We start from the raw sequence: 12171 nt of genomic DNA, 5'->3' as shown, positions 1-12171 counted from the left end.
GTTGAACAGGGAAGCAGTTAACGGGTAAAATAAGAGGATAGTGAGAAAAGGAGGAAAACATGCTTAAGGTTTACGGGACAAAAATCTGTCCGGACTGCATCGCCTGTGAGGCCAGTTTTAAAAAGTACGGCATCGGCTACGAATTCGTTAATATTTTCGCCACCATGCCGGATTTCAAGGAATTTTTGCGCTTGCGGGATGCCAGTCCCGCCTTTGCTCACGCTAAGGAGCAGGGCAGCGTGGGGATTCCGGCCTGCGTCAAGGAAGACGGGGAAATTTTTACCGACTGGGAAGGCTTCTTAAAGGACCAGGGCTTAGAGCCAATCTGGCCCGAAGCAGCTGACCAGGCCAAGGCTGAAATCGCGGCCCAGTGCGACCTGCGCCAGCACAACTGCTAGTTGAAAAACAAGGAGGAAGAAATATTGAACAATAAATTTGCCGTCCGCGGCGGCAGCGGCGACACGACTGTCGTTGACAAGACTGCCCGCCCGCAGGACAACCTGTATTTGGCCGTTAACTCTGACTACCTGGATCAGCTGGAAATCCCGGCTGACCGGTCCCGGATGGGGAGCTTTGACCAAATCGCTGAAAACGTTGAAAAGACCTTGATGGCTGACTTCGCGGCTTTTGCCAGCGGGGAAAAGGAAGTGCCAAACCTGCCGAACCTGGCCAAGGCCGTTGAACTATACAAGCTGGCCAAGGATTTTGACAAGCGGAACGCTGACGGGGCAGAACCAATCCAGGCTGACTTGAAGAAACTGGAAGGCTTGAACAGCTGGAATGACCTGCAAGGCGCGGCATCTGCTTTGGCCAAGGAAGGCTTTGACCTCCCATTCTCCTTCTCCGTTGACGCGGACATGAAGAACACCAAGGTCAACACGGTTTACTTCGGCGGTCCCCACATCTTTTTGCCAGATACGACCACTTACGAAAGCCCGGACGCGGAAAAACTCTTGGGCGTGTTAAAAGAACAGACCCTCAAGCTCTTCCAAATGGCCGGGGTAAGTGAAGAAAAAGCCGCTGAATATGTAGACGGGGCCCTGGCTTACGACCAGCGCCTGGCCAAGGTGGTCAAGTCCAGCGAAGAATGGGCTGACTACCCGGCCATGTACAACCCGATTTCATTGGCGGACTTCAAGAGCAAGTTCACTAGCTTTGACATGGGCCAGTTCCTGGCAGGCTTCCTTGGTGAAGAACCAGAAGTTTTGATCAACACGGAACCCCGCTACCTGGACCAGGTAGAAGGTCTTTTAAACGAAGCCAGCTTCAGTGAAATCAAGGGCTGGATGCTGGTTAAGTTTATCAATGACGTGGCCTCATCTCTGTCGCAAGAATTCAGAGAAGCCGCCTTCCCGTTCAGCCAGGCTTTGACCGGCCAGCCGCAACTGGCCAGCGGGATTAAGCAGGCCTACCGGATTGCCAACAGCACTTTCAGCGAAGTTGTCGGCGTCTACTACGGGCAGACCTACTTCGGGGCCGCCGCCAAGGAAGACGTTTTGGGCATGATCAAGCGGATGCTGAAGGTCTACGAGGACCGGCTGGCCAAGAACGACTGGCTCTCCCAGGCGACTAAGGACAAGGCCATCACCAAGCTGCAGGCCTTGATCTTGAAGGTCGGCTACCCGGACAAGATTGAAGACATCTACAACCGCCTCCAGGTTACCCCGGCAGAAGAGGGCGGCAGCCTTTACAGCAACCTGCAGGCCGCCAGCCAGGAAAGCATCAAGTACAGCCTGGAGAAGCTCCACCAGCCGGTTGACCGGACTGTTTGGCTGATGCCAGGCAACCTGGTTAACGCCTGCTACGACCCGCAGAGAAACGACATCACCTTCCCAGCGGCCATCTTGCAGGCACCATTCTACAGTGCTGACCAGAGCCGGGCAGCCAACTACGGCGGGATCGGGGCCGTGATCGCCCACGAAGTTTCCCATGCCTTCGACAACAACGGGGCCCAGTTCGATGAATTCGGCAACATGAAGAACTGGTGGACCGAAGCTGACTACAAGGAATTTGCTGACCGGACCAAGGCGGAAATCGCCCTCTTTGACGGGCTCAAGTTCGGCCCGACTACTTTGAACGGCAAGCAGATCGTGTCCGAAAACATCGCTGACCAGGGCGGCTTGACCGCGGCCATGACCGCCTGCAAGGAAGAAGGTCAAGGCCTGGAAGACTTCTACGCCAACTGGGCTAGAGTCTGGGCACAAAAGTCCCTGGAAGCAGCCATCAAGATGATCGTTTCCGTTGACGTGCACGCGCCAGGCCCTCTGCGGGCGAATGTCCAGGCCCAGTGCCAGGACGAATTCTACGAGACCTTTGACGTCAAGCCGGGCGACGGGATGTACCTGGCTCCGGAAGACCGGGTCAAGATCTGGTAGTTTTTCATAAAATTTCATAAGCAACAAAAAAGCAGTCATTCTATCAATGACTGCTTTTCTGCTGCTGTGTGTTTGTCTAATATATGTGTCTAAAAGAGGAAAAGAAAAAGGAAAATTAATTCCTATAGGAGAAGCAATTTCTTGCTTCTGACTATGGTTATATAATAACGGCCCTTTGTAAAAAAGCTGTGATCAATCTGCTTTGCTTCAATGAAAAAAAGTTTGTAATTTTCTAGAGTATTTAAGACTTTCTAAGAGCAAAAACGGCAAGCATTCGATCGCTTGCCGTTTCTTTATTTGCTAATTACTTCTTTTTGTCCTTTTGCTTCTTGTCTAGCAAGGTGTCTTGCTGTAGTCAACCGGAGCAACCCGCTTGATTCTTGCAGGCTCTTGCTTACCAAGGATCAAAGGCACGCGTTCGATGACCGTGTCCGCGAATTCCAGGCCGAACCATTGAGCCGGGTTAGGTGACAGGTTCTGCAGCTGGACGCGGGCCTTGACCAGCCACTTCTTGTAAGAAGACAGGGTGGTCGAAGGTGAGATGACGTCGTTGACGATGACGAACTTGAAGTCGCCGACGTCCCGGCCAGGAGTAGTCGTGTATTCCTGCGGCTGGGGCTCGATCGTGTTGTCCTTGATCAAGTCGTGGACGATCTGGCGCAGGTAGACGTTGACACTAGTCTGCTTCTTGAAACCAAGGTAGAGCTGGATGTTGATCACGTTCTTGGTGCCAAAAGTGTTGACCGCGTATTCAGCGGTAAACGGCTCGTTGGTCACGTTGACCGTGACGAACCAGTAAGCCCGGGCCCGCTTAGGCCGCTTGTCCAGGATTGAGTAGAGGACTTCCCGCTTGATGAACTTGTTGTACTTGACGTTGGCCATGTAAACCAGGTTGTCAGCGTAGGTCGGGTAGTTGTCGTCGTGGCTGAGGTTGGTCAGCATGTCCGTGTATTCATCCAAGCGGACATAGGCATTGACGGCTTCGTTTTGGTCCCGGACCTTGTTGCCGAAGTACCAAACGACCATGACGGAAATGATCAAGAGGGTGATCAACAGTGATACGTAACCGCCGTGGGCGAACTTGCTCAGACTGGACCCCATGAAGAGGACGTTGATAGTACCGAAGAAGATCACGAAGAGTAGGTTGGCCGGGTTGTGGCCCTGCTTGAGCAACATCCATTCATAGCGCAGGATGGTGGTCATCAGCATGGTAATGGTGATGGACAGACCGTAGGCTGCTTCCATGTGGTCTGAGGTTCTGAAGAAGAGAACCAGGGCGATGGTGGTAATGCCCAGCATTTTGTTAACGGCCGGGATGTAGATCTGCCCTCTTTCATCAGATGGGTAGAGGATATTCATCCGCGGCAGGAACTTCAGGTTGATGGATTCAGCCACCAGGGTGAAGGAACCCGAGATCAAGGCCTGGGAAGCGATGATCGCTGCCAGGGTAGCCAGAACGATTGACGCCAGCCGGATGTTTTCCGGAATCATGGCGTAGAAGGGGTTGATTTCAGTGGCTGAGTTCAGGTTGGTGTTGTTTAAGATCCAAACCCCTTGTCCTAAGTAGTTCAGGGAGAGGCAGACGAAAACAAATGGCCAGGAGCCGAGGATGTTCCCCTTGCCGACGTGGCCGACGTCGGCGTAAAGGGCTTCAGCCCCCGTGGTGGCCAGGAAGATGGACCCTAAGATCGCTAAGCCCGCCTTGTTGTAAGGACTAAAGAGCAATTTAATCGCGTAGTAAGGGTTCAAGGCCTGCAGGATCCACCAGTTGCCGCCGATGTTGATCAAGCCCATGACGCCCAGGAAGGCGAACCAGACAAGCATGACTGGACCGAAAGCCTTTCCGATGATGCTGGTCCCCATCCGCTGGATGGAGAAAAGCACTAGCAAAATAATAATAGTAATGACCAGGACCGTGGTCTGGTTGCTGATCGGGACGTTGCCCTTGCCGAATTCCAGCCCCTTCAGCCCTTCAATGGCAGAGGTAACCGTCACGGCCGGGGTCAGAGTCCCGTCGGCCAGGATAGCGGCTCCGCCGATCAGGGCTGGCCAGACCAGCCAGGCAGCCTTATGTCTGATCAAGGTGTAAAGGGCGAGGATACCACCTTCGCCGTGGTTGGTTGCCTTCAAGGCGATAATCACGTTCTGCACCGTCGTGAGCATGGTCACGGTCCACAGGATCGCGGAAATGGTTCCGATGATCAAGTCCCGGCTGACCGTATTGAGCCCGCCGTTGCCGGCGATTACGGATTTCATGACATACAGGGGACTGGTCCCGATGTCGCCGTAGACAATCCCAATCGCGATCAAGAGGCCGGAGGCCGTCATGCGATTGAGTTTATTTTCTACTTCCATAGCACTTATATACTCCTCAAACTAAAAAGTTTGTGATACACAAAAACAACTGTAAAGCTTTTGTTTAGATTTAACAGGTAAAAAAAAGAATGCCAGGAGACATTCTCTTTACTGTAATTTTCTTATATTTGGAGTAAAGTTTCAAGCCCTTTAGGACAAACTGCTTTCAATCTTCGCGCGAACGCCTTCGTACCAGTTGCTCCAGTCTTCGTAAGTAGTCATCGCTTCCGGGTCAACGCCGGTTTCTGCGGTCATCTTGTCGAGGATGGCTTGGAAATTGTGGGCGTGATCGATCAGCACATGCTTGACCAGGTTCTTGCGGGAGAATGGCTGGTTGAGCAGGAGGTAGTGGTTGATGTTGACCATGTTGTGGTCTTCGTCAAATTCACTGATGATTTCCAGGTCGTCGCGTTCGAAAGAAGAAACGTAGAAGTTGGCGAAGTTGACCAGGTAAGCCGGCTGGTCGGCAACTTCGCGTGCTGGCATGGTTACGCGTTCTGGTTCAGGCATCACGATCTTGAACATGTCTTCATTGCTGCGGATTTTCTTTTCTTCTTCTGCCAAAGTTGTAGCTCCTTTTTAAATAAAAGTCTATAAAGTCAATAGTAATTTTAACGGCTTTAAGGCCAGAAAGCAAGCGCCAGACCCCCATAAATCAAGGCCTGGCGCTGATTTATTTCTTATTTGCCTGACTTCAGGTAGCCCTCGACGTCATCCTTGGTGATGGAGTCGATGGTGGTGTGGCCCTGCTGGTAGGCGTAGTTGAACAGGTTGATCAGGTCCTGCGGGCTCCAGCCGGCAGTGCTTTCGCCCAGGTTGTCAAGATGGGTGCGGATCTGCTGGACGTCCCGGCTGGTCACGGTGCTGCCGCCGACCTTGTCATTGTTGCTGGTCCCGGACCCTTCAGCCTGGTTGCTGGAAGAGCTGGCTGAGCTGGAAGCGGCAGAAGATGAGCTGGAACTGGATTCCTTGCTGCTGGACTTGCTGGAAGAGTCTGAAGAGGATGAGCTGGAGCTTTCAGAACTGGAGCTGGAGTCTTCCTGCTTGCTCTTGGCTTCCTTGAGCAGGTCCTTGACATTAGACCGGACCTTGGCGTAGTAAGCCCCGTTGATGTAAGGTAGGTCTAAGATGCTGCTGTAGGTGGAAGCGGCGCTGTCGTAGTCGCCGTCTTCCATGGCCTTGGCTGCCTTGTTTAAGAGCGGCTTGATTTCACTGTCGTAGTTGTCCTTGACGGCCTTGAGCTGTTTAACCAGCTTTTTGGCCTGGCTGGTCATGACACTGTAGCCGCCATTTTGCTCCTGGGCCTTTTGGGCCAGGTTCAAGGCGCTGGCGTACTTGACGGTCGTCTTGGCCAGTTTCACGGAGTCGGCTAGGTTTTCGGCCTGGGCCTGGTAGTTTTTGGCTTGGGCAGTTGCCTTAGCCTGGTAGGCCTGGTCAAATTCGTCAGCGGCCTGGCTGTACTTCTTGGCTTTTACGGCCTCTTTGCCGGCCTGCATGTGGCTGGAGTAGCTGGAACTTGCCGTCTGCTCCTGGCTCTGCTTTTGCTGGCTGGAGTAGAAGTAGGCGCCAGCCCCGCCCAAGGCGAGTACGGCCACCACAACGATGGACCAGATAGTCGATTTTTTCATAAATAACCTCCTCGTTAATCTTCCCAATTATATCAGATCAGCCATCTGCTTTAGGCAGCCAGTCCAATTTGTAATTGTTCCTTAACAAAAAGTGGCCGACATTTGCTTCTTGAAACGTTAGTATCAGTGCAGGCCCAAGGCGCCGGGGCCGGCCGGAGCGAAGCCCGTTGCTTCGCGGCAAGATTGATTTTTTACAGAAATAGGAGAGAAAAAATGAACTTCACTTTAGCTGACCAAAGCATTCAATACACCTTCAAGGCCGAAAAGTATGACAAGGGGCAGATGCAGCGCAGCCTGCAAAACGTCAAGCTGGATGCCAGCCCGGAAAGCCTGGTCAAGGTGGGCCAGGCCATCAGCAAGCTGCAAGGCGATGAACTGGCTGCCTTGACCCTGGTCCAAAAGCACAATTTGACCTTGGCCTAACTCTTTGACGCGGAAACTTCAGATAAAGAATTTTTGAGTAAGAAACAGGAGAAAAAATCATGACTACGACTACCGAATTGCAATTAACCTTTAAGTCCAGTGCCGGCAAAAAGAAGAGCCTGAACCTGCCATACGCGGTCAAGGGCTTGAGCGCGGACGTGGTCCGGGAGGCCGCGGCCGCCATCGCCGGCGAGGGCGTGTTCGTCAAGGAAGGGGAGGTCCTCTATGCTGAGCCGCTGGCTGCAAACTATATTGAACGTACTGTTACGGGTGTGTTTGACGATAGTAATCATTAGACAGATCTGGCCGCTTTAGCCGGATGCGAAATTTATACCCAAGAGGCGGCCTGGCCGCCTCTTTTCTTTTTATGTTTTATGCAGCTTTGCCCCTGCCTTTTGGTATTTTCTTTCTTAGCTCGGAAAGGGGGAAAAAGCAGTTTTTTCCTATAAGAATTGTAATTGCTTAAGAAAATTGTTACTTTTACTTTACAGAATGCGCGTTCGATTGTAACTAGAGCGCTGAGCACATACAATAGAGGCTACGATTGAATTATTAGGAGGAAATTAATGAAGAGAAGATTTTTGACTGGACTTGCTACCGCAGCGATGCTGACTTCCGTCGCCGTTCCAGTGACCAACAACATGTTTCTCTCAAATCAGGCAGTTGAGGCATCAGCTACCAGCGATGCCTTTTTAAGCAAGGTCAGCCTGCAGGCGCAGAAGACGTCCAAGAAGTACGGCGTCTACGCCTCTTTGATGCTGGCCCAGGCCGCCTTGGAATCTGGCTGGGGGACTTCAACTCTGTCTACCCAGGCCAACAACTTCTTTGGGATGAAGGCTACTGGCTGGACCGGGGCAACCTATAGGGTCAAGACGGCCGAACAGACTTCCAGCGGCAATACTTACTACATCACGGCTGCCTTCAGAAAATACATCAGCTACCAGGCTTCTTTTGACGACTACGGCTTGAAGATGCGGACGACCTTGGACAATTACGGCGGTTTGCGCTACAGCAAGACCTGGCTGGAAAATGCCTCAAGTCCTTCAGCTGCCGCCAAGGCCATCAAGGCAGCCGGCTACGCGACTGACAAGAATTACGCGTCTAAGCTGATCAACCATATCACGAGCTACAACTTGACCAAGTATGACCCGGTTTACAGCAGTGATGTATATACGGTCAAGGTGGCCAAGTCTGGCGCAACCTACCTCTACCCGACTGATCACTCTGTTTCACCAAAGAAGTCTTACGTGACTGCCGGCCAAACCGTAACGGTTACCAAGACCTACACTTACTACAATGGCAAAAAGCGGATGTACCTCAAGGGCTTGGGCTGGATCAACGGGGAAGACTTAAACACTGGCAGCTCCCAAGCACCAAGCGCGGACACCAGCGCGACTGTTTCCGGACAGATGAAGATCTTGATGCACTCAGCCGCAATTTACACCAGTACCGGGGCTAAGAGCAGCGCCAAGAGCGTGAAAGCTGGCAAGAGCATGATGACTTACGGGTCAGTCACGATCAATGGGGCCAAGTACTACCGGGTTAACTCAGCCAGCGCTGACCAGTTTATCAAGGCCAGCAACTTTGACGGCTCCCCCCGCAAGCTCAAGCACAATGCCTACCTTTACAACAGCAAAGGCAAGCGGGTTGGCAAGAGCAAGTGGCTCAAGGGCAGCAGCCACACCGTTTATGGCGGCAGCGTGAAGATCAAGCACAAGCAGTACTACATCGTTGGCCTTAACCAGTATGTCAAGAAGGGCAACTTTTAAAAAGACAGGGAAGAAACTGAATGAGATTTAACAAAATTTTGACGGTAGCAGCCGTGGCCAGCCTTGGCCTGACGTTTGTTTTCAGTCAAGGGAAGGCCGTGGAGGCCTCAATCAACAGTGAAGCCAAGACCAAGACTTACAGCGGTACCAAGTCCCTGGAGACCCTGCTTAAAGCCGCGGGGCTGACTTACAACCAATTCAACAGCGTGGCTAATGGCAAGAAGTACGGCAGCCGTTTTGGCTACCGCAATGGGGTTGGCAAGCCTGAAGGGGTGGTCGTGCACGAAACGGCGACCCCAGGTGCCACGGCCTGGGATGAAGGCCGCTATTTCAACAACAACTGGATGACAGCCGGTGCCTATGTTCACGCCGTGGTCGACAATAACCAGACCATCCAGCTGATGTCAACTGACTATGGTACCTGGGGGGCAGGCCCAATTGCCAACGTCCGCTACATCCAGATTGAACTCTGTGAAGTTTCAACCCGGTCCCAGTTCGTGCAGAGCGTGGCCAACGATGCCTACTACATCGCCACCCTTTTGCACCAATACAACTTGACTCCATCCCGGGCAAGCAAGAGCGGGACAGGTACTATTTGGTCCCACAATGAAGTTTCTCAGTACCTGGGCGGGACCGACCACGGGGACCCGGACAGCTACTTTGCTAAATGGGGCTACTCCATGAGCGACTTCTACAGCTTAATCACTTACTACTACAATAAGCTGGGAACTAGCAGCAACAGCGGTTCAAGCAGCTCCAGCCAAGCACCAGCTACCCAGCCAGTTTCAACCAAGACGGTTAAGCTGATGCGGAACTCTTACAGCTACGATGCTTATGGCAAGAAGCTGGCTGTCAAGGCTTTGAAGGCCGGGCAATACCTCAAGGTCTACGGGTCAGCTGTAACGATTGGAAGCAGCAAGTACTACAAGTACGCTAACGGCAAGTATGTCAAGGCTGGCAATATCGACGGGACCAGCCGGCCTTTGACTGGCAATTCCTGGACCTACACTATTTCCGGCAGCCGGGAATGGTCCACAGCTAAGCTCTTAAAGGGGAGCAAGGTCACGACCTACGGCAGCCAGGTTAAGATCAAGGGCAAGGCCTACTACATGACTGGCTTTACCAGCAATAACGTGGCCAAGTATGTCAAGGCAGTCAATTTCCAGCCTAAGCCAGTGGAAGTCAGCACGAGCAAGCGCTTGATGCGGAATTCTTACAGTTACAGCGCTGCCGGCAAAAAGTTGCCAGACAGCATGCTGAAGGCTGGGCAATACCTCAAGGTCTACGGGTCAGCTGTAACGATTGGCAAGGCCAAGTACTACAAGTACGCTAACGGCAAGTATGTCAAGGCTGGCAATATCGACGGGACCAACCGGCCTTTGAAGCACAATGCTTACGTATACACGGTCAAGGGGACCCGGAACTGGAGTGAAGCCAAGCGCCTGAAGGGCAGCACGGTTACTACTTACGGCAGCCGGGTCAAGCTGGCTGGCAAGTACTACTACATGGTCGGCTTCTCCGGCCAGACCGCCCTGTACCTCAAGGCTGGCAACTTTTAATTGAAGACAAGAAACGGATTTGGGCCTGGCCCAGGTCCGTTTTTTCTTACTAATTTGCGGGCTTATTGTATAATTAGAAAAACTGTAATTAGTGAGGAGATACTTTTTAGCATGGAAGGACTATCACTGTTTTTAACGGTCTTCTTGGCCCTGGTGATTCCGATCGTCATGGCCCGCTTGCGGGTGACGACGGTGCCGACCGCCGTGGCCGAGATCATCGTCGGGATCTTGATGGGCAAGAGCTGTTTGAACCTGATTACCCAGACTTCCCAGCTGACTTTTTTGTCCAACCTGGGGGTCATCGTCTTGATGTTTTTGTCAGGGATGGAAATCGATTTTGACTTGCTGAGCCCGAAAAAGCACACCCGAGCCCGGAAGTCAGAGAGCGGCAAGCAGGTCAAGCCCATGGTCGTGGCTGCCTTCGCCTTTGGCGGGGTAGCGGTGGCCTCAGTTTTGCTGGCTTTGGGGATGAAGGCCCTGGGTCTCTTTAACGACGTGGCCCTGGCTTCGATCATCTTTATGACCGTGGCCTTAGGCGTGGTCATCGCTACCTTAAAGGAAAAAGAAATCCTGGGCCGGCCGATCGGGCAGACGATCTTGCTGACGGCGGTCATGGGGGAAGTTATTCCCTTGCTGCTTTTGACCATCTATTCCACCGTTAACGGCGGGGATGCCCGCAAGCTCTGGCTGATCATCCTCTTGTTTGTGGCCGCGATTATTCTTCTGCGCCGCTTTAAGCGGCCTTACCTGTGGTTTGCCAAGGTGACCAAGGCCACAACCCAGTTGGACGTCCGCCTGGCCTTCTTCCTGATTTTTGCCCTGGTGACGGTGGCAGAGCAGGTTGGGGCGGAAAACATCCTGGGGGCCTTTTTGGCCGGGGTGGTCATGAAGCTGCTGGAGCCAACCCAGGCGACCAAGGACAAGCTGACTTCCATCGGCTACGGCTTCTTTATCCCGATCTTCTTCATCCGGACCGGGGTCAACCTCAACTTGAAGCTGCTCTTCGCCAACCCGCAAGCCTTGATGCTGCTGCCGGTTTTGGTCATCTGCTTCTTCTTAGCCAAGCTGCCGGTTACTTTGACCTACATGCGGGCCTTTAACAAGCGGAATGCTTTTGCCGGGGGCTTCTTAACGGCAACGACGATCACGATCGTTCTGCCGACCTTGCAGGTAGCCCGGAAGCTGAACGCCATCACGGCGACTCAGTCCAGTGCTTTCATTTTGGCGGCGGTCATCGTCTGCATCGCCTGCCCGATCGTCTTCAACTCAACTTTTGCCTTGACGCCGGAAGACAAGATCAAGGAAAAGGTCGTGATCTTCGGCCTTAATGCCGTGACCATGACCGTCTACCAGGACCTGCACGACTCCTGGTATTCAGTTCAGGTTCTGACCTGCCGGAAGGAAAAATACGACACCTACAAGAGCAAGGTCAAGAATTTGAAGCTTTTGCCTGACCGGAAGCTGGATACTTTAGAAGCAGCCGGGGCCTTTGACACCGATATCTTCGTGGCCACCTTCACTGACGACCAGGCCAATTTGGAAGTGGGCCGGGCAGCCAAGCAGGCCGGAGTCAAGCGGGTCATCGTCAGCCAGGGCAAGGTCGTGGCTGATACGGTCGACCAGCTCAGAGAGGAAGGCATCGAGCTTTTTGCCTTCAACAACCTGCATGGGGCCATGCTCCGGGCCTTGATTGAATCACCAGCCGTCTACCGGATCATCACGGACACCAACAATGCCCTGTACGACGTGGTAGTCAGAAACTCGGCCTACACCGGCCGCCAGCTGATGGACTGGGACTTCGTCGACCAGATCACCGTTTCCCGGATCCGGCGGGGGGACAAGTGGATTTCCCCGCACGGGTCAACCGTGATCGAGCCGGGCGACGAACTGATCTACAGCGGCCCTTGGCGGGAAGCCGACCGGATTCACCAGCTTTTGAGCCGGGAATAGAAAACGACTATATCAAAAAAACGCTCTGCCAGCCGGCAAAGTGATATGACCCCCGAAATTAGGACACTAATTTCGGGGGTTATTTTCATGACTAAATACACTAAAGAAATCA

At 52.9% G+C, this 12171-nt stretch carries 10 protein-coding genes; 7 read left to right on the top strand and 3 right to left on the bottom strand.

The window, feature by feature from the left end; genetic code table 11:
- Window positions 1-59 precede the first annotated feature (59 nt).
- Window positions 60-398 (top strand): hypothetical protein, encoded by a 339-nt coding sequence (locus DS743_RS07205; RefSeq protein WP_002877868.1) that lies wholly within the window; start codon window positions 60-62, stop codon window positions 396-398.
- Between the two features lie 24 nt (window positions 399-422).
- On the top strand, window positions 423-2375 hold the full coding sequence (locus tag DS743_RS07200; protein ID WP_035183969.1) for a M13 family metallopeptidase: 1953 nt from the start codon (window positions 423-425) through the stop codon (window positions 2373-2375).
- 333 nt (window positions 2376-2708) lie between these two features.
- Here DS743_RS07200 and DS743_RS07195 read toward each other — a convergent pair whose 3' ends face one another.
- The 3 genes from DS743_RS07195 to DS743_RS07185 all read right to left on the bottom strand — a co-directional run bounded on the left by DS743_RS07195 (window position 2709) and on the right by DS743_RS07185 (window position 6358).
- A complete protein-coding gene (locus DS743_RS07195) occupies window positions 2709-4730 on the bottom strand; it encodes a KUP/HAK/KT family potassium transporter (protein ID WP_035183966.1) in 2022 nt (673 codons plus the stop codon).
- Between the two features lie 150 nt (window positions 4731-4880).
- A complete protein-coding gene (locus DS743_RS07190) occupies window positions 4881-5294 on the bottom strand; it encodes a hypothetical protein (protein WP_003614494.1) in 414 nt (137 codons plus the stop codon).
- A 116-nt stretch (window positions 5295-5410) separates the two neighbouring features.
- Window positions 5411-6358, bottom strand: a complete 948-nt coding sequence (locus DS743_RS07185; protein WP_035183963.1) for a YfgM family protein — start codon at window positions 6356-6358, stop codon at window positions 5411-5413.
- 213 nt (window positions 6359-6571) lie between these two features.
- Here DS743_RS07185 and DS743_RS07180 point away from each other — a divergent pair, with 213 nt between their 5' ends.
- The 5 genes from DS743_RS07180 to DS743_RS07160 all read left to right on the top strand — a co-directional run bounded on the left by DS743_RS07180 (window position 6572) and on the right by DS743_RS07160 (window position 12059).
- Window positions 6572-6781 carry a DUF1659 domain-containing protein gene (locus tag DS743_RS07180; protein ID WP_002877879.1) on the top strand — a complete coding sequence of 70 codons (210 nt, stop codon included), beginning with the start codon at window positions 6572-6574 and terminating at the stop codon, window positions 6779-6781.
- Window positions 6782-6840: 59 nt separating this feature from the next.
- Window positions 6841-7077: a DUF2922 domain-containing protein gene (locus DS743_RS07175; RefSeq protein WP_003614496.1), complete on the top strand. Its 237-nt coding sequence runs from the start codon at window positions 6841-6843 to the stop codon at window positions 7075-7077.
- Window positions 7078-7347: 270 nt separating this feature from the next.
- Window positions 7348-8550 (top strand): glucosaminidase domain-containing protein, encoded by a 1203-nt coding sequence (locus tag DS743_RS07170; RefSeq protein WP_035183960.1) that lies wholly within the window; start codon window positions 7348-7350, stop codon window positions 8548-8550.
- A 20-nt stretch (window positions 8551-8570) separates the two neighbouring features.
- Entirely contained in the window at window positions 8571-10109 is a 1539-nt protein-coding gene (locus DS743_RS07165) for an SLAP domain-containing protein (protein ID WP_035183958.1), read from the top strand.
- A 111-nt stretch (window positions 10110-10220) separates the two neighbouring features.
- On the top strand, window positions 10221-12059 hold the full coding sequence (locus tag DS743_RS07160) for a monovalent cation:proton antiporter family protein (protein WP_035183955.1): 1839 nt from the start codon (window positions 10221-10223) through the stop codon (window positions 12057-12059).
- Window positions 12060-12171 lie beyond the last annotated feature (112 nt).

It is taken from the genome of Lactobacillus leichmannii (genome assembly GCF_024701915.1).
Taxonomy (GTDB): domain Bacteria; phylum Bacillota; class Bacilli; order Lactobacillales; family Lactobacillaceae; genus Lactobacillus; species Lactobacillus delbrueckii.
The sequence above is the reverse complement of the archived record's forward strand: the minus strand, read 5'-3'. Positions and strand labels throughout refer to the sequence as shown.